This window comes from Pseudomonas sp. IT-P2 (assembly GCF_949767575.1).
Classification (GTDB): domain Bacteria; phylum Pseudomonadota; class Gammaproteobacteria; order Pseudomonadales; family Pseudomonadaceae; genus Aquipseudomonas; species Aquipseudomonas pharyngis.
The window spans coordinates 147,156-166,002 of sequence record NZ_CATKQA010000022.1; the positions used below are offsets into that span (position 1 = coordinate 147,156).

19 protein-coding genes are annotated in these 18,847 nt (G+C 58.9%); 7 read left to right on the forward strand and 12 right to left on the reverse strand.

The window, feature by feature from the left end:
- The first annotated feature begins 69 nt into the window (after nt 1-69).
- The gene (locus ACM6JM_RS13310) at nt 70-1,287 is read left to right on the forward strand and encodes an argininosuccinate synthase (RefSeq protein WP_007953201.1); all 1,218 of its coding nucleotides are present in this window, start codon (nt 70-72) and stop codon (nt 1,285-1,287) included.
- Nucleotides 1,288-1,420: 133 nt separating this feature from the next.
- Here the strand turns inward: ACM6JM_RS13310 and ACM6JM_RS13315 are convergent, their stop codons facing one another.
- Nucleotides 1,421-2,002 carry a hypothetical protein gene (locus ACM6JM_RS13315; protein WP_039765847.1) on the reverse strand — a complete coding sequence of 194 codons (582 nt, stop codon included), beginning with the start codon at nt 2,000-2,002 and terminating at the stop codon, nt 1,421-1,423.
- 394 nt (nt 2,003-2,396) lie between these two features.
- On the opposite strand from ACM6JM_RS13315, the gene ACM6JM_RS13320 reads away from it, so the two are divergent.
- Nucleotides 2,397-3,023, forward strand: a complete 627-nt coding sequence (locus ACM6JM_RS13320; protein WP_007953203.1) for a response regulator transcription factor — start codon at nt 2,397-2,399, stop codon at nt 3,021-3,023.
- An 88-nt stretch (nt 3,024-3,111) separates the two neighbouring features.
- On the opposite strand, the gene ACM6JM_RS13325 is transcribed toward ACM6JM_RS13320, so the two are convergent.
- From ACM6JM_RS13325 to metG, 8 genes are all read right to left on the reverse strand, one after another.
- Nucleotides 3,112-3,291 carry a PA3496 family putative envelope integrity protein gene (locus tag ACM6JM_RS13325; RefSeq protein ID WP_039765850.1) on the reverse strand — a complete coding sequence of 60 codons (180 nt, stop codon included), beginning with the start codon at nt 3,289-3,291 and terminating at the stop codon, nt 3,112-3,114.
- Nucleotides 3,292-3,398: 107 nt separating this feature from the next.
- Complete coding sequence (gene nth / locus ACM6JM_RS13330) at nt 3,399-4,037, reverse strand: endonuclease III (protein WP_074688465.1); 639 nt, start codon at nt 4,035-4,037, stop codon at nt 3,399-3,401.
- Nucleotides 4,034-4,615, reverse strand: coding sequence for an Rnf-Nqr domain containing protein (locus ACM6JM_RS13335; protein WP_074688463.1), 582 nt, complete (start codon nt 4,613-4,615; stop codon nt 4,034-4,036). The genes nth and ACM6JM_RS13335 overlap by 4 nt, the downstream gene beginning before the upstream one ends.
- Complete coding sequence (locus tag ACM6JM_RS13340) at nt 4,612-5,217, reverse strand: RnfABCDGE type electron transport complex subunit G (RefSeq protein WP_414882037.1); 606 nt, start codon at nt 5,215-5,217, stop codon at nt 4,612-4,614. Before ACM6JM_RS13340 ends, ACM6JM_RS13335 begins: the two co-directional genes overlap by 4 nt.
- The gene (locus ACM6JM_RS13345) at nt 5,214-6,197 is read right to left on the reverse strand and encodes an RnfABCDGE type electron transport complex subunit D (RefSeq protein ID WP_414882038.1); all 984 of its coding nucleotides are present in this window, start codon (nt 6,195-6,197) and stop codon (nt 5,214-5,216) included. The genes ACM6JM_RS13340 and ACM6JM_RS13345 overlap by 4 nt, the downstream gene beginning before the upstream one ends.
- On the reverse strand, nt 6,184-7,398 hold the full coding sequence (gene rsxB, locus ACM6JM_RS13350) for an electron transport complex subunit RsxB (RefSeq protein ID WP_414882039.1): 1,215 nt from the start codon (nt 7,396-7,398) through the stop codon (nt 6,184-6,186). The genes ACM6JM_RS13345 and rsxB overlap by 14 nt, the downstream gene beginning before the upstream one ends.
- Complete coding sequence (locus ACM6JM_RS13355; protein ID WP_414882040.1) at nt 7,395-7,964, reverse strand: electron transport complex protein RnfA; 570 nt, start codon at nt 7,962-7,964, stop codon at nt 7,395-7,397. Before ACM6JM_RS13355 ends, rsxB begins: the two co-directional genes overlap by 4 nt.
- A 131-nt stretch (nt 7,965-8,095) precedes the next feature.
- Nucleotides 8,096-10,147: a methionine--tRNA ligase gene (metG, locus tag ACM6JM_RS13360; protein ID WP_414882042.1), complete on the reverse strand. Its 2,052-nt coding sequence runs from the start codon at nt 10,145-10,147 to the stop codon at nt 8,096-8,098.
- Nucleotides 10,148-10,302: 155 nt separating this feature from the next.
- Between metG and apbC the strand changes: the two genes are divergently transcribed.
- Nucleotides 10,303-11,397 (forward strand): iron-sulfur cluster carrier protein ApbC, encoded by a 1,095-nt coding sequence (gene apbC, locus ACM6JM_RS13365; RefSeq protein ID WP_064383825.1) that lies wholly within the window; start codon nt 10,303-10,305, stop codon nt 11,395-11,397.
- Between the two features lie 68 nt (nt 11,398-11,465).
- Here the strand turns inward: apbC and ACM6JM_RS13370 are convergent, their stop codons facing one another.
- Entirely contained in the window at nt 11,466-12,224 is a 759-nt protein-coding gene (locus ACM6JM_RS13370; RefSeq protein WP_085654774.1) for an SDR family oxidoreductase, read from the reverse strand.
- Nucleotides 12,225-12,384: 160 nt separating this feature from the next.
- Here ACM6JM_RS13370 and ACM6JM_RS13375 point away from each other — a divergent pair, with 160 nt between their 5' ends.
- The 4 genes from ACM6JM_RS13375 (at nt 12,385) to groL (ending at nt 15,905) form a co-directional block, all read left to right on the forward strand.
- Nucleotides 12,385-13,116 (forward strand): HugZ family protein, encoded by a 732-nt coding sequence (locus ACM6JM_RS13375; RefSeq protein ID WP_414882043.1) that lies wholly within the window; start codon nt 12,385-12,387, stop codon nt 13,114-13,116.
- A 65-nt stretch (nt 13,117-13,181) separates the two neighbouring features.
- Complete coding sequence (locus tag ACM6JM_RS13380; RefSeq protein ID WP_414882044.1) at nt 13,182-13,658, forward strand: FxsA family protein; 477 nt, start codon at nt 13,182-13,184, stop codon at nt 13,656-13,658.
- A 257-nt stretch (nt 13,659-13,915) separates the two neighbouring features.
- The gene (locus tag ACM6JM_RS13385) at nt 13,916-14,209 is read left to right on the forward strand and encodes a co-chaperone GroES (RefSeq protein ID WP_003227685.1); all 294 of its coding nucleotides are present in this window, start codon (nt 13,916-13,918) and stop codon (nt 14,207-14,209) included.
- 49 nt (nt 14,210-14,258) lie between these two features.
- Entirely contained in the window at nt 14,259-15,905 is a 1,647-nt protein-coding gene (gene groL / locus ACM6JM_RS13390; protein ID WP_039765873.1) for a chaperonin GroEL, read from the forward strand.
- A 75-nt stretch (nt 15,906-15,980) separates the two neighbouring features.
- Here the strand turns inward: groL and ACM6JM_RS13395 are convergent, their stop codons facing one another.
- Both ACM6JM_RS13395 and ACM6JM_RS13400 read right to left on the reverse strand, forming a co-directional pair.
- A complete protein-coding gene (locus tag ACM6JM_RS13395) occupies nt 15,981-16,724 on the reverse strand; it encodes a phosphatase PAP2 family protein (RefSeq protein ID WP_103387006.1) in 744 nt (247 codons plus the stop codon).
- Nucleotides 16,725-16,775: 51 nt separating this feature from the next.
- Nucleotides 16,776-18,725, reverse strand: coding sequence for an LTA synthase family protein (locus ACM6JM_RS13400; protein ID WP_103387005.1), 1,950 nt, complete (start codon nt 18,723-18,725; stop codon nt 16,776-16,778).
- Between the last annotated feature and the right edge of the window lie 122 nt (nt 18,726-18,847).

Here is an 18,847-nt window from a genome sequence, read left to right on the forward strand (position 1 = left end):
GCCTCTGTAAATTATCGCGTTTGAGCGGTAGACTCCTCGGCTTTCCGTAGAACCCCGTGGAGTGATGGCATGGCGGACGTAAACAAGGTCGTTCTGGCGTATTCCGGCGGCCTGGACACTTCGGTGATCCTCAAGTGGCTGCAGGATACTTATAACTGTGAAGTCGTGACCTTCACCGCTGACCTGGGTCAGGGCGAAGAGGTCGAGCCGGCTCGCGCCAAGGCGCAGGCCATGGGCGTCAAAGAAATCTACATCGACGACCTGCGCGAAGAATTCGTGCGTGACTTCGTGTTCCCGATGTTCCGCGCCAACACCGTTTACGAAGGCGAGTACCTGCTGGGTACTTCCATCGCGCGTCCGCTGATCGCCAAGCGTCTGATCGAAATCGCCAACGAAACCGGCGCCGACGCCATTTCCCACGGCGCCACCGGCAAAGGCAACGACCAGGTGCGTTTCGAACTGGGTGCCTACGCACTCAAGCCAGGCGTGAAAGTAATTGCTCCATGGCGCGAGTGGGACCTGCTGTCCCGCGAGAAGCTGATGGACTACGCCGAGAAGCACGCGATCCCGATCGAGCGTCACGGCAAGAAGAAATCCCCGTACTCGATGGACGCCAACCTGCTGCACATCTCCTATGAAGGCGGCGTTCTGGAAGACACCTGGACCGAGCACGAAGAAGACATGTGGCGCTGGACCGTCTCCCCGGAGAAGGCTCCCGACACCCCGCAATACCTGGAACTGACCTACCGCAACGGCGACATCGTCGCGCTGGACGGCGTCGAAATGACCCCGGCCACCGTACTGGCGACCCTGAACAAGATCGGTGGCGAGCACGGCATCGGCCGTCTCGACATCGTCGAGAACCGTTACGTCGGCATGAAGTCCCGTGGCTGCTACGAAACCCCGGGCGGCACCATCATGCTGCGCGCTCACCGCGCCATCGAATCGATCACCCTGGACCGCGAAGTCGCTCACCTCAAAGACGAGCTGATGCCGAAATACGCCAGCCTGATCTACACCGGCTACTGGTGGAGCCCTGAGCGTCTGATGTTGCAACAGATGATCGACGCTTCCCAGGTCAACGTGAACGGCGTTGTGCGCCTCAAGCTGTACAAGGGCAACGTGATCGTGACCGGTCGCAAGTCCGACGATTCGCTGTTCGACGCCAACATTGCGACCTTCGAAGAAGATGGCGGCGCCTACAACCAGGCCGATGCGGCGGGCTTCATCAAGCTCAACGCATTGCGCATGCGCATCGCAGCCAACAAGGGCCGCAAGCTGTTCTGAGTCATTCGGTCCGGATATGAAACAAAGGCCTTGTCGTAAGACAAGGCCTTTGTGTTTCTGGGTACTCCCTTCTTCAAACTGATCCGGATAAATATTATCGCTGCTTTTGCTGTGCCCGCTTCCTGCGGCGCGTTCAAACCTTTTCCACCTGGATCATGCTCATTGAATCCACGTCGTAAGAAATGCAGTAGGTAGTTCCGGCGCCTTTCTTTCCCTGTTTAAACGATTTGAAGACGTCTTCTGTTAATGGAGTGTCCGGTATCGAGTGGATCAGGAACAGGAATATTCTGAGTGAATGCTTGGAGGGGGGCGGGATTTTTTCCAATAGCGCGGCTATGTCAAGTTCGACATTTCCTCCCCTGATATCCAAGATATATAGCGTAGTGAACGACTTGTGTATTTTTACTGTGTGTAATTCTATACCGGGCTGTGTGGTTGTTCCCTGCAAGTGGGATGAAGTTTCCTCGAATGCCTTTAAAAAATTGTTGTCGTTTTCAAAGTCTGATGGTGCATAAAGGGAGCGATAGTTGAAGTTAAGAGTTATGAAGAACAGGAACGCCAGGAAGAAAGGAAAGCTGATCAGAAGCCAGATGTAGATCTTCCGCTCTTCGTTATCGAGAAAGGGCAGGGAGACCGCTGCCGAGGTCTCGGTTATCAATGCAAATATGGCAATGACGCTTATAGGGTTGGTGATCTTTCTTTTGGTTTTTAACATGTGTTCTACTCATGAAGTTGCTGTTCTCGTCGTGGGGGTTTCTAGTGGTTTGTATAGCTGGGTGTTAGATTGATGATGCTGCGCTAGTTAGCTGGTGTTTATCTGAAATATGGTTAAATTAATACAGGTATGTTGTTTCAGGTTTTTATTTTTTTGGTGGGTTGTTTTTGATAGCTTGTCAAAGTGTTGTCACGTTGCGAACGGTGGGTGGCGGGCTTTAGGTTCTCACCAGGCTGTAATTTTTTCCGGTGGTCCTTTTCTGTAGGAATAATCTTTATTGGCTGTAGGAGGTGTCTTTTGATGCCGGTGTGAATGAACTTCTCCATGCCATGAGTGAAATGACTGCGTTATTGTGCCGGTTCTAAAAATTCGAACAGCGAAACTGGACTTGCCCATGAATAAAGTGCTGATCGTGGATGATCACCCCGTCATTCGTCTTGCGGTGCGTATGCTGATGGAACGTCATGGCTACGAAGTCATTGCAGAAACCGACAATGGAGTGGATGCATTACAACTTGCCCGTGATCAGATGCCGGATATCGTAATACTGGATATCGGCATACCGAAACTGGATGGACTGGAAGTCATTGCGCGCCTTACGACAAGCGCGATGCCGTTGAAAGTACTTGTGCTGACATCCCAGTCGCCTGGGCACTTTTCCATGCGCTGCATGCAGTCGGGGGCGGCGGGTTATGTTTGCAAACAACAGGATCTGACAGAGTTGTTGAGCGCCATCAAGGCGGTTCTGTCCGGATACAGTTACTTTCCGAACCAGGCTTTGCATACCGTGCGGACTAGCCTGGGAAATGCCAGCGAGGCCGATATGGTCGATCGTCTGTCTGGGCGGGAAATGATGGTTTTGCAGCAACTGGCGCGCGGCAAGACCAACAAGGAAATTGCCGACGGGATGTTCCTCAGTAACAAGACCGTGAGTACCTACAAGACCCGATTGCTTTTAAAGCTCAATGCGCGCTCGCTGGTGGATCTGATCGAACTGGCGCAGCGCAACGGCCTGGTCTGAGGTTTTCAATGGCTGACGGATCATGGGCGGATCGGAATCAGCGAGTAGCAAAAAGAGAAAAGCCTCCGTTTCGGGAGGCTTTCAAATGTCAGAGATCAAAATCGTAATCGGCCAATTGCTTCTGCAGTCGGCGCTCCTCAAGCAGGTTGTCGATGGTTCGGCGCTTGCTGAGATTGGTCTTGGCAACTTCAACCACCGGTTCGGCGTCTTCGGCTTCGGCAGCGATGAAATCGTCGTCTACATCCAGTTGTTCTTTGCTGTCAGTCATAAGGTCAACTCCAGGCTAAGACTGCCTTTGGCGCCCCTTATATCGATATTCCAGCAGATGGTAAAAAAGATTTTTTCAATCGATAAATCAATAACTCCAATAGCCGCTCAATCGTCGGAAGTCTTGTGCTTGTACTCGCACAAATCTTCGATCCGACAGCTGCCACAGCGGGGCTTGCGTGCCAGACACACATAGCGTCCGTGAAGAATGAGCCAGTGGTGCGAGTCGAGCAGGTATTCCTTTGGCACGAACTTCATCAGCTTCTTTTCCACCTCGACCACATTTTTTCCCGGTGCAATGCCGGTGCGGTTGCTGACCCGGAAAATGTGGGTGTCAACGGCCATGGTCAACTGTCGGAACGCAGTGTTGAGCACGACATTGGCGGTTTTGCGGCCAACGCCCGGCAAGGCTTCCAGTTCTCCGCGAGTCTGCGGGACTTCGCCATTGTGCAGCTCGACCAGCAGGCGGCAGGTCTCGATCACGTTTTTGGCCTTGCTGTTATAGAGGCCGATGGTCTTGATGTATTCGGACAGACCTTCAACGCCTAACGCGTGAATGGCCGCCGGCGTATTCGCCACCGGGAACAGTTTGGCCGTCGCCTTGTTCACCCCGACGTCAGTCGATTGCGCGGACAGAATCACTGCGATCAACAGTTCGAAAGGCGAAGAATAGGCCAGCTCGGTCTTGGGTTCGGGGTTGTCCTCGTGAAACCGGCGGAAGATCTCCAGACGTTTTGCGGCATTCATGGGTGATGCGTTTCCTCGGGTAGGTCGGCAGGGCGAGCCCAGGCCTGACGGGCAGCCAGTAACAGTCCAAGCAATATGAAGGCGCCGGGCGCCAGCGTCGTGAAATGCAGACCGTCGCCGAACAGAATCAAACCTTGCCAGTGTTCCGACAAATGATGGCCGATGCTGCCCTGACCGATCAGCTCACGCAACATCGCAAGCGCAATCATCAGCGCGACAAACAGCCCGCACTGTTTCAGACGTTCACGTACAGGCTGGCGAAAAAATCCATTGTGCTCCAGCACAACGCACTGCAAGCCAATCAACCCGGCATAAAGACTGATCAATTGATGCCACTGCAGCGCAACGCGTTGCAGAACAATATCGGCGCAGCCCGCCAGGGTCGCGGCCAGCACCAGGCTGACCGGCAACAGGCTCTCGCTGCTCAGGCGCGAGCGCAGCGGTGCCATGCACAAACCGTAAACGCCCACGATAACGGTGAACATCAACAGAGTCGCCAGCGCAGCCGCCACGGAGTCGGTGGTGCCGATCAACAGCACCAGCATCATTGAGTTCGACAGAGTCGCTGACGTATTCATGGCGCGCTCCCGAGCAGAGTCGTCCGGTGTTCATCGAAGTAACGCAGGGCATCGTGGATGGCATTGATCGCCGCGCGAGACGTAATGGTTGCGCCCGCGATCTGGTCGAATTGCCCCTGATCCTTCTTCAAGGCCCATCCGGCGTCCGTCGGTTGGTTGCTCGACTTTCCGCCAAAGGTCTGAAGCCAGCTATTTGGCCAGTCGCCGATATGCCCACCCAGAGAAGGTGTTTCGTTTTGCTCGAGGGTTTTGACACCGAGCAATCGGCCGTTGGCGTCGATGGCAATCAGCAACTCGATATTGCCGGCATAACCTTGGGTCTGGCTGCGCAACAGCACCGCTACAGGTTGGCCGCTTTTGCTCGCCCGATAACCGCCCAGCAACAGACTGTGGCTCAGGTTGATGTCGGTCAGCGTCAGAGGTTGTTCAAGCGGCAGATTGTCGTAAGTGTCGACCGGCAGCACGTCCAGCAACTTGCGACTCTCAAGCAGCCGCTGTTCGGCGGCGATCTGCGGCGCGTTGCTGCGCTGCACCAGCCATGTCAAGCCGATACCAAGCGCGCCAATCAACGCCAGTGTGATCAGGCTGCTCGTTCGGTTCATGGCGTCACCTGCGTCTGACGGGCCATCGCGAAGCGCTCCAGCGCCGGCACGCACAGGTTCATCAACAGCACCGCAAACGCCACGCCGTCGGGGTAACCACCCCAGGTGCGAATCACGTACGTCAGCAGCCCCACGCCGATGCCGAACAGCAGGCGGGCGAGCGGACTCTTCGCCCCCGACACCGGTTCAGTGATGATGAAGAACGCCCCGAGCATGGTCGCGCCGCTCAGCAGGTGAAACAGTGGCGAGCCGTGGGAGTCCGATCCCGAACCGTTCCAGCACAACAGGCTGATCACGAACAGGCTGGCGAGCATGCCAACCGGCGCGTGCCAGCCAAACACTCGACGCTGCAACAAAAACAGTCCACCGGCGAGGAACGCCAGATTGATCCATTCAACGCCGTGCCCGCCAAAGCGACCGAATGCCGGATTACCGGCAAACAATTCATCCATGGTCAGGCTTTTATTGATGCGCACACTGTCCAGCGCGGTGGCCTGAACCCAGGCATCCGGCTGGGCGCCAAGATTGAACACCTGGCCAAAAGCCGCCGTCAGATCCATGCCATGGGCCGGCCAATGGGTCATCGGCTGAGGAAATGTCACCATGGCCAGCGCGAAGCCGAGCATGGCCGGATTAAATGGATTTCGGCCAACACCACCGTAGAGATGTTTGCCCAGCAGCAGGCCTGAGGCGATGGCCGTGACCGTCAGCCACCACGGGCAATAGGGCGGCAGCGCGATCGCCAGCAGCGTGGCGCTGACCACCGCGCTGCCATCGGTCAAGGTGGACTGCAGCGGTTGTCGGCGCAGATGAGCCACAGCGGCTTCGACACCCAATGCCGTGACGACGGAAAGGACCAGGTTGATCAACACGCCCCAACCGTAAAACCAAAACAGCGCCAGCAACCCCGGCAATGTCGCCAGCAAAACCAGCTTCATTGCCTGTTGCAGGCGTTCGTCTCTGGTTTCAAGGGATGACATGGGCTTGTACCTGCCGCTCTGCTTCTTGCAGGCGGGCGCGGGCCTTTTCGAGGATGTCGGCGGGCGTGCCGTCGCGCCGTTGCAGTTTGTTCAGGTCGGCGCGAGCGTAGGCCAGTTCGGTTTTCAGCTGACGCAGCTGATCGTCGATCGGACGTTTCTCGACACGCACAAGCTCGGGCGCCGGTTGATCGCTGGCGGCTTCGGCGCTGTGCAGGGCCTGTTCAGCGTCACGCAGCGCTCGCTCCAGCGCGGCGATCTCGGCTGGCGGGGCCTCTGCGGTTTGTGCCTTTTTCAGCTCGGCGCGGCGCATCGCCAGCTGGATTTTTGCCCGTTTCAGATCGGCGTCCTTTGCCGGGGCGGCCACGACGGGTGCAGGTGCCGCGTTGCTTTCCAGCTTCGCCAGTGCCTGTTCGGCCGCTTCGAATTGCTGTTGCAGGACGATCAATTGCGATTGCTGATCGAAGGTCGGCGGATGACCGAATGCCTTGAGCGACTTGTTCAATTGCGCCCGGCTCATGGCCACGTCGATCTTGGCTTTTTTCAGCGCAGCATCGGCGGTCGCGGCTTTTTGTGCGCGGACCCGTTCCAGCGCCGCCTGCACCGGATCGAGCGTGGTGGCGGCGACTTCGACCTGGGCCGCGCGCTGCGCCCGGGCTTCGCGTTCGGCCTGCTTCTGCTGTTCTTCGCGTTGCAGGCGAGCGTTGCGCCGTTCGAAGCGCTGGCGGGCGTGATCACGTTTGGCTGCACGAGCCTGTTGTTCTTCAAGGCTGGTGGCCAGGCCACCCACTACCGGCAGCGTGCCCAGCGGCAGTGGATGCATCTCGATGCAGTCGACCGGGCATGGCGCCACGCATAGATCGCAGCCGGTGCATTCGTCGATGATGACCGTGTGCATCAGCTTCGCTGCGCCGACGATGGCGTCGATCGGGCAGGCCTGGATGCACTTGGTGCAGCCGATGCATTCGGCCTCGCGGATATAGGCCACTTGCGGTGGCGCCGCGCCACGACTGATATCCAGCTCCAGCACCGGGATTTTCAACAGTTCGGCCAGCGCCGCGATGGTTTCGTCGCCACCCGGCGGGCACTTGTTGATCGGCTCGCCGTTGGCGATGCCCTCAGCGTAGGGTTTGCATCCGGGATGGCCGCACTTGCCGCATTGGGTCTGCGGCAGCAAGGCATCGATGCGTTGAATCAGACTCATGTTTTGATCAGTCCACTGAATCCGAGAAAAGCCACGGCCATCAGTCCGGCGCCGATCAACAGGATCGGCAGGCCACGAAAGGGCAGGGGAATATCGTTGTCGGCCGTGCGCTCGCGCAAATCGTTGAACAGGCTCAACACCAGCCAGAAACCCAGACCGGCGCCAAGGCTCAGCGCTGTCGCATGCAACAGACCCGTGTCCGCTTGCGCGTTGATCAGCGTCAGTCCCAGCACTCCGGCATTGCCCAGCAGCAGCGGCCACAAACCATCGAATGGCAGCGCGGGGAGCCAATACGCCAACAGCTTCAGCAACGGCGTGATCAGCAAGATGCTCAACGGCATAAACACAAACAGGCGCAGGAATTCCAGTTGCAACGGCACCAGCAGCCAATGCCAGAGCACGTAACCCGCCACACCGACAAGCAGCATCAGACACAACGTCGCCAGCCCCAGCGCGTGCACTTGTCGACGCTCACTGCCCAGCAGCGGATCGACGCCCAGCGGCCAGTGCAACACTAAGTTGTTGATCAGCGCAGCACTGAAGAGCGTAAGCACGAGTTCGGTCATGGGTCTGCCGGTGGAAGCGGGCGTGTGTCACTTAAGGTTAGGCATTATCCGGCAGCCGTGGAGGGCGGGCCAGATATGAAAAATCCCACAGGCGCACGGAGCACGCCTGTGGGATTTGTCAGGGCAGAATCTTACTTGATGCGCTGACCCGGTTTGGCGCCGCTGTCCGGGCTCAGCAGGTAAATTTCTTCACCGCCAGGGCCGGCCGCCATCACCATGCCTTCGGAGATGCCGAACTTCATTTTCCGTGGCTTGAGGTTGGCGATCATCATGGTCAGGCGGCCGTCGAGCTTCGACGGATCCGGGTAAGCGCTCTTGATCCCCGAGAACACGTTGCGTTGCTCGTCACCGATATCCAATGTCAGGCGCAGCAGCTTGTCTGCCCCTTCAACGTGTTCGGCCTTGACGATCAGCGCGACGCGCAGGTCGACGGCGGCGAAGGTGTCGAAGTCGATTTCCGGCGACAGCGGATCCTTGGCCAGTTCGCCATTGCCGGCAGGTGCGGCGGCACCGGTGTCGGTTTGGCTGGCGGTCAGGTCTTCTTTCGAGGCGTCGGTCATGGCTTGCACTTTTACCGGGTCGATGCGGGTCATCAACGGTTTGAATTCGTTCAGCTGGTGGTTGCCCAGCAGCGTGGTGTGGTCGTTCCAGGTCAGCGGGGCGACGTTGAGGAACGCCTCGGCATCGGCGGCCAGCACTGGCAGCACCGGTTTGAGGAAGATCACCAGCTGGCGGAACAGGTTGATCGCCGTGGCGCAGACCGCCTGGACTTCATCCTGCTTGCCTTCCTGCTTGTTCAGTGACCATGGTGCCTTGTCGGCGATCCAGGCGTTGGCGCGGTCGGCCAAAGCCATGGTTTCGCGCATGGCACGGGCGAAGTCGCGCGCCTCATAGGCGTCGGCGATGCTCGGCGCGGCAGCCAGGAAGGCTTCGGTCAGTTCCGGTGCGGCGTTGGTGTCCACCAGCAGACCGGCGTTGCCCTTCTGGATGAAACCGGCGCAACGGCTGGCGATGTTGACGACTTTACCGACCAGGTCGGAGTTGACCTTCTGCACGAAGTCTTCGAGGTTCAGGTCGAGGTCGTCCACGCCACGGCCCAGTTTAGCCGCGTAGTAATAGCGCAGGTATTCCGGCGACAGGTGATCCAGGTAGGTACGGGCCTTGATGAAGGTGCCGCGGGACTTGGACATCTTCTGACCGTTGACGGTCAGGTAGCCGTGCACGTTGATCCCGGTCGGCTTGCGCAAACCCGCACCTTCGAGCATCGCCGGCCAGAACAGGGCGTGGAAGTTGACGATGTCCTTGCCGATGAAGTGGTACAGCTCGGCGGTGGAGTCCTTGCCCCAGAACGCGTCGAAGTCCAGCTCCGGCGTGCGGTTGCACAGGTTCTTGAAGCTGGCCATGTAGCCGATCGGCGCGTCCAGCCACACGTAGAAGTACTTGCCCGGCTCGCCCGGGATCTCGAAACCGAAGTACGGCGCATCGCGGGAGATGTCCCACTGTTGCAGGCCGGCGTCCAGCCATTCGGCGATCTTGTTGGCCACGGCGTCCTGCAGGGTGCCGCTGCGGGTCCAGGCCTGGAGCATTTCCTGGAAGTCCGGCAGCTTGAAGAAGAAGTGCTGGGAATCCTTGAGCACCGGGGTGGCGCCGGAGATGGCCGACTTCGGATCCTTCAGGTCGGTCGGCGCGTAGGTTGCACCGCATTTTTCGCAGTTGTCGCCGTACTGGTCTTCGGTGCCGCATTTCGGGCAGGTGCCCTTGATGAAGCGGTCGGCCAGGAACATTTTCTTTTCCGGGTCGAAATACTGGGTGATCGAACGTTGGGCGATGTGCCCGGCGTCACGCAGCTTCAGGTAGATCTGGCTCGACAGCTCACGGTTTTCTTCGGCGTGAGTGGAGTGGAAGTTGTCGAAGTCCACCAGGAACTCGGCAAAGTCGGCGCTGTGTTCAGCCTGGACGTTGGCGATCAGTTGTTCCGGGGTGATGCCTTCCTTTTCCGCGCGCAACATGATCGCCGAACCGTGGGCGTCGTCGGCGCAGACATAAATGCACTGATTGCCGCGATGCTTCTGGAAGCGCACCCACATATCGGTCTGGATGTATTCCAGCATATGGCCAAGGTGGATCGAACCGTTGGCGTAGGGCAGGGCGCTGGTGACGAGAATCTTGCGTGGTTCGGACATGTGGGGCTTCGCTACTTGATGAAACGGAGGTCGGCCACTATAAAGCGCCGGGAAAGATATTTCACCTCTGCAAATCGTTGCCGGGCATGCCGTCCGGAGGACAGAAGGGGTAGGATACCCGCCATCTTTTCCCAGTCTTGTTATCGGAGTTGCCCATGAGTGCCGTCACTCGCGCAGCGGTGGAAGCCGTCCTCAGCCAATACACCGACCCTTACCTGAACCAGGATCCGGTCAGCGCCGGTTGCGTGCGCAACATCGAAATCACCGGCGATCGCGTCAGCGTACAGCTGGAAATCGGTTATGCCGCCGGTCTGTTCAAGAGCGGCTGGGCGCAATTGCTGCAACTGGCCATCGAAAACCTCGACGGCGTGGTGACTGCCAAGGTCGAGGTCAACAGCGTGATCGCCGCGCACAAGGCCCAGGCGCAGATTCCGGGGCTGGCCAATGTCAAGAACGTGGTCGCCGTGGCATCGGGCAAGGGCGGGGTGGGCAAATCCACCACCGCCGCCAACCTGGCACTGGCGCTGGCCCGTGAGGGCGCGAAGGTCGGGATTCTCGACGCCGATATCTACGGCCCGAGCCAGGGCATCATGTTCGGCATTCCCGAGGGCACCCGCCCGCAGGTCAAGGATCAGAAATGGTTCGTGCCGCTGCAGGCCCACGGTGTGGAAGTGATGTCGATGGCGTTCCTGACCGACGACAACACGCCGATGGTCTGGCGCGGGCCGATGGTCTCCGGCGCGCTGCTGCAACTGGTCACGCAAACCGCCTGGGGCGACCTGGATTATCTGGTGATCGACATGCCGCCAGGCACCGGCGACATCCAGCTGACCCTGGCGCAGAAAGTCCCGGTGGCCGGTGCCGTGATCGTCACCACGCCGCAGGATCTGGCGCTGCTCGATGCGCGTAAAGGCGTGGAGATGTTCCGCAAGGTCAACATTCCGGTGCTGGGCGTGGTGGAAAACATGGCCGTGCACATCTGCTCGAACTGCGGTCATGCCGAGCATCTGTTCGGTGAGGGCGGTGGCGAGAAGCTGGCGACCCAGTTCGGCGTCGAGCTGCTGGCTTCGTTGCCGCTGTCGATGCTGATCCGCGAACAGGCCGATGGCGGCAAACCGACGGTGATTTCCGAGCCGGACAGCCAGATCGCCATGGTTTACCAGGAACTGGCCCGCCACGTCGGCGCGCGGATCGTGCTGCAGGAAGCGGCGTCGCCGGCAATGCCGAACATCACCATCAGCGACGATTGATGGCTGTGGTTTAAACAAAAACGCCCCGGTGCCTGTGCACCGGGGCGTTTTTCATTGCGCGACAGAGGTCAGATGCGCAACCCGCCGTCCATCTCCAGAATCCGGCCGGTGTAGTAGTCGTTCTCGAAGATGTACGCCGCCGAATGGGCGATCTCTTCCGGTTTGCCCATGCGCTTGAGCGGAATGCCCGAGGTCATTTTTTCCAGCGCTTCTGGCTTCATGCCCAGGGTCATCTCGGTTTCGATGAAGCCCGGCGCGATGCCCGCCACGCGAATGCCGTAGCGCGCCAGTTCCTTGGCCCAGGTCACGGTCGCCGCAGCGACGCCGGCCTTGGCGGCGGAGTAGTTGGTCTGGCCGACGTTGCCCGCGCGGGAGATCGACGAGATGTTGATGATCGCGCCGCTGTTCTTCAGCTCGACCATTTTCGCCGCCACTTCACGGGTGCAGAGGAACACGCCGGTCAGGTTGACGTCGATCACCGCCTGCCACTGGGCCAGGCTCATCCTGGTCATCTCGCCGTCCTTGACCTTGAGCAGCAGGCCGTCGCGCAGGATCCCGGCGTTGTTGATCAGGCCGTGGATCGCGCCGAAGTCTTCGGCGACCTGGGCAACCATGTGCGTCACCTGCTCTTCGTTGGCGACGTTGCACAGATAGCTGCGCGCCTCGACACCCTTGGCCTTGCAGGCCGCGACCGCGTCGTCGAGTTTTTCCTGGTTCAGGTCGACCAGCGCCAGCTTCGCGCCCTTGCCCGCGAAATACTCGGCCATCGAGCGGCCCAAGCCTTGGCAACCGCCAGTGATAATGATTACTTTGTCGTTGAGTTGCATTCGCATGCCCCCGAGAGCAGGTCAGAGTGGTCCTTACAGGTAGCCTCTCGATCTGCACCGGCCAGCAGCCTGTTGCACATGAGAACTGCCCGATGGCGAGTGGGACAAAACCCATGCGCCTGTCCGTTTTGTCGACGGATTCTATTTAAGGAGTCATAAATTGAGCGTTGAAGCGGCTAAGAATGCCCGAGAATTGCTTCTCAAGGAATACCGTGGCGTGCTGTCGACCCACTCCAAATCAATGCCCGGTTTTCCATTCGGCTCTGTGGTTCCCTACTGCCTGGACGACCAGGGCCGGCCGCTGATCCTGATCAGCCGCATCGCCCAGCACACTCACAATCTGCAGAAAGATCCGAAATGTTCGCTGCTGGTGGGCGAGCGCGAGGCTGACGATGTGCAAGCCGTTGGTCGCCTGACCTATCTGGCCGAGGCGGAAAAACTCGAAGACGCTGCCGCCATCGAAGCCGCCGCCGAGCGCTACTACCGTTATTTCCCCGATTCGCAGAATTACCACAAGGCCCACGATTTCGATTTCTGGGTGCTCAAACCGGTGCGTCATCGCTACATCGGCGGTTTTGGCGCGATCCATTGGATCGACCAACTGACCCTGGCCAACCCGTTCGCCGGCAAGGCCGAAATCAGCATGGTCGAGCACATGAACAGCGACCACGCCAAGGCCATCGCGCATTACGTGGACCTCGCCGGTCTGCCGAAAACCGTACCGGCGCAACTGGCCGGGATCGACACCGAAGGCATGCACCTGCGCATCGGTCAGGCGCTGTACTGGCTGCCGTTTCAAGCGCCCTGTCATACGCCGATACAAGTGCGCGAGGCCTTGGTTTCTCTGGCTCACGCCGAGGTCTGGCCAAAAAATGCGCTGGCCGACGCTTGAATTCACGAAAGGGCGACGTCATCTAAGGCTTACTGCAAGGCATTTCTTGCGTTGAGGAAACTTTGATGCGCCCTTTTTTGTTGCTCTTTCTGCTGTTCCCGGTGTTGGAGCTGTTCGTATTCGTCAAAGTGGCAGGGGCTATCGGGTTTTTCCCGGCCCTGCTGCTGATCATTCTCGGCTCGATGTTCGGCGTGATCGTGCTGCGCGTCGCCGGGCTGGCCACCGCACTGCGTGCCCGTGAAAGCCTGAACCGCGGCGAACTGCCTGCGCAAACCATGCTCGAAGGCCTGATGCTGGCCCTGGCCGGTGGTCTGTTGATCCTGCCTGGCTTCATCAGCGACGTAATCGGTCTGGTACTGCTGTTGCCGTTCAGTCGTCGGCTGGTCGCCAACAAGATGCGCCAGCGCGCTGAAGAGCAGGCGATGCGCCAGCGAGCGTTCGCCGATGACCTGCAACCTCGCGGCGGTCCTGCACCGCGCCAGCCTCTTGGCCGCGAAGGCGATGTGATCGAAGGCGAGTTCGAACACCGCGACAGCAAGTAAATTCCGCATCGACACGGCACCTTCGGGTGCCGTGTTCGTTTATGGCACGAATTCATGCAGCCGCATGAAAATTTTTTGTCTCCAGCCCTTGTAATAAGCTTATGCGCCCTTATGTATCGGTCACCGCAAGGTTCCGGCATATGAGTCGGACAGACTTTCGCGGCTCGCTCGACGAGCCGCAACCGGCGCAGGCCGGATTCGTTAAACCCGCCGGGACTACACCGGCCGATGAAAACCACAATTAGGAGAGATCGACAATGAAGCTTCGTCCTCTGCATGACCGCGTCGTCATCCGTCGCAGCGAAGAAGAAAAGAAAACCGCTGGCGGTATCGTCCTGCCAGGTTCGGCTGCTGAAAAGGCCAACCACGGTGTGATCGTCGCTGCAGGTCCAGGCAAGACTCTGGAAAACGGTGAAGTGCGTGCGCTGGCCGTTAAAGTCGGCGACAAGGTTGTGTTCGGTCCTTACTCCGGCAGCAACACTGTGAAAGTCGACGGCGAAGACCTGCTGGTAATGGCTGAGAACGAGATTCTCGCTGTACTGGAAGGCTGATACCCCGCTCATTTTCCCGCTACTACAAAGTATTTAAGGAATATCGATCATGGCTGCTAAAGAAGTTAAGTTCGGCGATGCCGCTCGCTCCAAGATGCTCAAAGGCGTCAACGTTCTGGCTGACGCGGTAAAAGCGACCCTGGGCCCGAAAGGCCGTAACGTGATCCTCGAGAAGAGCTTCGGCGCTCCGACCATCACCAAGGACGGCGTTTCCGTCGCCAAGGAAATCGAACTCGAAGATCGCTTCGAAAACATGGGCGCGCAGCTGGTCAAAGACGTTGCCTCCCGTGCCAACGATGACGCCGGTGACGGTACTACCACCGCTACCGTTCTGGCTCAGTCGATCGTCAACGAAGGCCTGAAAGCCGTCGCTGCCGGCATGAACCCGATGGACCTGAAGCGCGGTATCGACAAAGCGACCATCGCGATCGTCAAAGAACTGAAAGCCCTGTCCAAGCCATGCGCTGACACCAAGGCCATCGCTCAGGTCGGCACCATCTCCGCCAACTCCGACAACTCCATCGGCGACATCATTGCCGAAGCCATGGAGAAAGTCGGTAAAGAAGGCGTGATCACCGTTGAGGAAGGCTCGGGCCTGGAAAACGAACTGTCGGTTGTAGAAGGCATGCAGTTCGACCGTGGCTACCTGTCCCCGTACTTCGTCAACAAGCCGGACACCATGGTCGCCGAGCTCGACGGCCCGCTGATCCTGCTGGTCGACAAGAAGATCTCGAACATCCGCGAAATGCTGCCAGTGCTGGAAGCCGTAGCCAAAGCCGGCCGTCCACTGCTGATCGTGGCCGAAGACGTTGAAGGCGAAGCCTTGGCGACTCTGGTTGTGAACAACATGCGTGGCATCGTTAAAGTCGCAGCCGTCAAGGCTCCAGGCTTCGGCGACCGTCGCAAGGCCATGCTGCAGGACATCGCCGTTCTGACCGGCGGTACCGTGATCTCCGAAGAGATCGGCCTGAGCCTGGAAAGCACCACCCTGGAACACCTGGGCAACGCCAAGCGCGTCACCCTGTCCAAGGAAAACACCATCATCGTTGACGGTGCTGGCGTTCAAGGCGACATCGAAGCCCGCATCGCTCAGATCCGTGCCCAGGTTGCCGAGACTTCCTCGGACTACGACCGTGAAAAACTGCAAGAGCGTCTGGCCAAGCTGTCCGGCGGCGTTGCAGTGATCAAGGTTGGTGCTGGTTCCGAAGTCGAAATGAAAGAGAAGAAAGCCCGCGTTGAAGACGCCCTGCACGCAACTCGTGCAGCCGTTGAAGAAGGCGTGGTACCTGGCGGTGGCGTTGCGCTGATCCGTGCTCTGGAAGCCCTGACCGAACTGACCGGCGACAACGCTGACCAGAACGTCGGTATCGCTGTGCTGCGTCGCGCTGTTGAAGCGCCGCTGCGTCAGATCGCTGCCAACTCCGGTGACGAGCCAAGCGTAGTCGTCAACGAAGTCAAGAACGGCAAAGGTAACTTCGGTTACAACGCTGCTTCCGGCGAATACGGCGACATGATCGAAATGGGCATCCTGGACCCAACCAAGGTCACCCGTTCGGCTCTGCAAGCTGCAGCCTCCATCGGCGGTCTGATCCTGACCACCGAAGCAGCTGTTGCTGACGCACCGAAGAAAGAAGGTGCAGCTGGCGGCGGTATGCCAGACATGGGCGGCATGGGTGGCATGGGCGGCATGATGTAAGCCAGCCTTACCCCTGTAACGAAAAACCCCGTCTGCGTGAGCAGACGGGGTTTTTTATTGCCCGCGTTCCAGGATTCAGGCGTTGACCGGCCGGGCCTGTGTTGCTGTTTCAGCCTTTACTGCCGGTCGATACAGAATCCAGTAATACGACCCCAGACAGATCAGCCAGCAGAAGATCGCCGTCCACACGTTGTGGGAAAAGAAGTGCGCGCCCTGCATCATCCGGCTGATCGAAAACACCGAACCCAGTGCGAAGGCAAAGATGAATGCCTGGCGTGCCAACCGTGGGCGACGATCACGCAGCACGAAGAACAGCGCAAACAACGTAAAACCGGTGGCCGCATGACCGCCGGGCCAGCAACGACCGGGCTTGTCGGTCGGCGGGCGATGCTCCAGCAGTTTGCTGTAGGTTTCGTGGCCGCCGAATTGTTCGAGACTCCAAGGGCATTGCACCGCTGTCACCGCTTTCACCGGCGTGACGAAAGAGGTGGCCAGACCCAGCGACAACACCAGGCAGCCCAGCTCACGCTTGAACGGTTTGAGCCGCTCGATGAAAAACGCGCCGATGAACCCGAGGATGGCAAACACCGAAAAGGCGATCACCACTTGTTTGGCGCGGTCGTGGAGGATGTTTTCCAGGAAGTAGCTGTGGCGGCCAATGAAGTCACCGGCAGCCGGGTCATAGAAAAGCCGGGCTAGATCCATGTCCAGATCGGTCAGCTCCAGCAACACCAGAATGACGGCCGCCACGGCGGGAATCCCCAGGCACAACCAGAAATTCAGTGGGCGAGGGGCAGGGCGTACAACGCTTGATGACATGACATATCCAGAGCGGGAAACGCCCCGGGGCATCAGCCCGGGGCGCTTCGATTAACGTTCGCTGACTTGCTCGGCACCCTCCTTGGGCGCTTTCCAGCCAAGTAGCTGTTGCTTGAAGCCATAACTGGCCGTTTGGTAATAGGTGATGGCGCGGCTGATCAGCGGGTCGTCGCTGCCGGCCCTGGACTCGCGACTTTCGGTCAGCGCATCGTCATGCCGGCGCAGGCCCTGGCGCGGGCTGAGGATCGCCAGATCCTTCCCATCGAACAGTCCCAGATGTTGATAGTTGCCGACCACGACTCGCGGTGGCAGCGGGTTGTCCTGCAGCAGGTTGCGACCGAAGAACGTCGATTGGTAATCCAGGTTCAGCAACCCCAGCAGGGTTGGCGCTAGATCGATCTGGCTGGCCAGTTGCGCGTTTTCCCGTGGTTCGATCAGCTTCGGTGCATAGATGAACAGCGGGATCTGGTAGTTGCTGATCGGCAAGTCTTCCTTGCCCGCGCTGCCGGCGGTGTGATCGGCTACAAAGATGAAGATCGTATTGTCGAACCACGGTTTCTGTCGCGCCTGCTCCAGGAACTGGCCGATGGCGTAGTCGGTGTATTTCACCGCGCCATCGCGACCGTTGCCGGACTTGATGTCGATCCGATTGTCCGGATAGGTGTAAGGGCGGTGGTTGGAGGTGGTCATCAGTTGCAACAGGAAAGGCTGCTGCCTGGCGTAATCGGCATCGGCCAGCTTCAGGGTCTGCTTGTACAGATCCTCGTCGGCCATGCCCCAGGCATTCTTGAAGTGAATTTCCGATTCATCGACGCTGCTCTGATCGACCACGCGGTAGCCGTTGCCGCTGAAGAACGCGTTCATGTTGTCGAAATAGCCGCGTCCGCCGTAGACGAACACGCTGTCGTAGCCGACGGCGCTGAGTTGCTGGCCGAGGCTGGCGAAGCCGCTTTCGCGGCCGATGCGCTTGACGATTGAACGGCCCGGCGTCGGCGGAATGGCCAGAGTGATGGCTTCCAGGCCGCGATCGGTGCGGGTGCCGGTGGCGTAGAAATTGTTGAAGTACAGACTCTGCTTGCGCAAGGCATCCAGATTCGGTGTCAGGTTGCGCTCATCGCCATTGCTGCCCAGATACTTGGCACTGAGGCTTTCGATGGTGACCAGTACGATGTTCGGTTTACGCTCGGTGCCCGGATTGTCGATCACCCGGCGGATGTCCTGTGGATCCTGGCCGATGAAGCGCGCGTTGGGTTCGCTCAATTCAGCACGTATCTGGCCGGCGACTTTTTCCGGTGACAGACTGCTGTAGAACTGGCCATAGTCCAGTTCGTTGTTACGGAACGCGGCGAAGAATTGATACGGGCCATTGCTCGCCAGTTCATTCTGATAGGCATTGCCGCCCTGAGCGCGCGGCGAGTCCTGACTGAGCAGTTGCAGGCTCAGTCCCGCGACGACCAACAGGCCGAGGGCATTGAACAGGCGACCGCGCAGTGGCGGCAGCGGGGTGTCCAGCGCCGCGTTGAAAGGTTTGCGCAACGCGAAACTCAATGCGACGGCGAGCAGCGCAAGGATGCTCAGCAACATGCCGATGGGATACGACTCCAGCACGTTGTTCAGGACTTCATCGGAATACACCAGATAGTCGACGGCGATGAAATTGAAGCGCACGCCGAACTCGTCCCAGAACAGCCATTCGGCCACTGAGGTGAACAGCATGGCGAACAGACTGATGGTCAGCAGTCCTTGAAGGAACCAGCGATGACCGCGCCGACGCCACAGGGCCGGCGGACACAGCAACAGGTACAGCCCCATCGGCAGCGCGGCATAGGCGAGGAAGCCCAAGTCATACAACAAACCAATGCCGAACATGGAAAGTGCTACGCCGCCGGCCTCATCCAGGTGAGTCAGCAACAACACGGTTCGGGTCAGGAGAAACACCACCAGCCAGGCGCCGGTGACCAGCAGCAGAAAGCGCATGGGCGCCGTCTTGAAGAAGTCCATTGTCTACATTCCTTATATCTAATGGCGCGAGAGTTTCACTGGGTCACTGTAGTCAGGTTGTGAACCGATAGTGAAAAACTTGTTAACGAATGAATTTGGTTGAAAGACTGGATTTGTGCTGC

What these genes read in the sequence shown, in the direction of transcription:
- ACM6JM_RS13340 (WP_414882037.1), bottom strand. Translation starts at nt 5,217, where the DNA reads ATGAACCGAACGAGCAGCCTGATCACACTGGCGTTGATTGGCGCGCTT.
- ACM6JM_RS13335 (WP_074688463.1), bottom strand. Translation starts at nt 4,615, where the DNA reads ATGAATACGTCAGCGACTCTGTCGAACTCAATGATGCTGGTGCTGTTG.
- nth (WP_074688465.1), bottom strand. Translation starts at nt 4,037, where the DNA reads ATGAATGCCGCAAAACGTCTGGAGATCTTCCGCCGGTTTCACGAGGAC.
- ACM6JM_RS13380 (WP_414882044.1), top strand. Translation starts at nt 13,182, where the DNA reads ATGCGCCCTTTTTTGTTGCTCTTTCTGCTGTTCCCGGTGTTGGAGCTG.
- ACM6JM_RS13345 (WP_414882038.1), bottom strand. Translation starts at nt 6,197, where the DNA reads ATGTCATCCCTTGAAACCAGAGACGAACGCCTGCAACAGGCAATGAAG.
- rsxB (WP_414882039.1), bottom strand. Translation starts at nt 7,398, where the DNA reads ATGAGTCTGATTCAACGCATCGATGCCTTGCTGCCGCAGACCCAATGC.
- ACM6JM_RS13355 (WP_414882040.1), bottom strand. Translation starts at nt 7,964, where the DNA reads ATGACCGAACTCGTGCTTACGCTCTTCAGTGCTGCGCTGATCAACAAC.
- ACM6JM_RS13320 (WP_007953203.1), top strand. Translation starts at nt 2,397, where the DNA reads ATGAATAAAGTGCTGATCGTGGATGATCACCCCGTCATTCGTCTTGCG.
- ACM6JM_RS13370 (WP_085654774.1), bottom strand. Translation starts at nt 12,224, where the DNA reads ATGCAACTCAACGACAAAGTAATCATTATCACTGGCGGTTGCCAAGGC.
- ACM6JM_RS13315 (WP_039765847.1), bottom strand. Translation starts at nt 2,002, where the DNA reads ATGTTAAAAACCAAAAGAAAGATCACCAACCCTATAAGCGTCATTGCC.
- groL (WP_039765873.1), top strand. Translation starts at nt 14,259, where the DNA reads ATGGCTGCTAAAGAAGTTAAGTTCGGCGATGCCGCTCGCTCCAAGATG.
- ACM6JM_RS13395 (WP_103387006.1), bottom strand. Translation starts at nt 16,724, where the DNA reads ATGTCATCAAGCGTTGTACGCCCTGCCCCTCGCCCACTGAATTTCTGG.
- ACM6JM_RS13385 (WP_003227685.1), top strand. Translation starts at nt 13,916, where the DNA reads ATGAAGCTTCGTCCTCTGCATGACCGCGTCGTCATCCGTCGCAGCGAA.
- ACM6JM_RS13310 (WP_007953201.1), top strand. Translation starts at nt 70, where the DNA reads ATGGCGGACGTAAACAAGGTCGTTCTGGCGTATTCCGGCGGCCTGGAC.
- ACM6JM_RS13400 (WP_103387005.1), bottom strand. Translation starts at nt 18,725, where the DNA reads ATGGACTTCTTCAAGACGGCGCCCATGCGCTTTCTGCTGCTGGTCACC.
- metG (WP_414882042.1), bottom strand. Translation starts at nt 10,147, where the DNA reads ATGTCCGAACCACGCAAGATTCTCGTCACCAGCGCCCTGCCCTACGCC.
- ACM6JM_RS13325 (WP_039765850.1), bottom strand. Translation starts at nt 3,291, where the DNA reads ATGACTGACAGCAAAGAACAACTGGATGTAGACGACGATTTCATCGCT.
- apbC (WP_064383825.1), top strand. Translation starts at nt 10,303, where the DNA reads ATGAGTGCCGTCACTCGCGCAGCGGTGGAAGCCGTCCTCAGCCAATAC.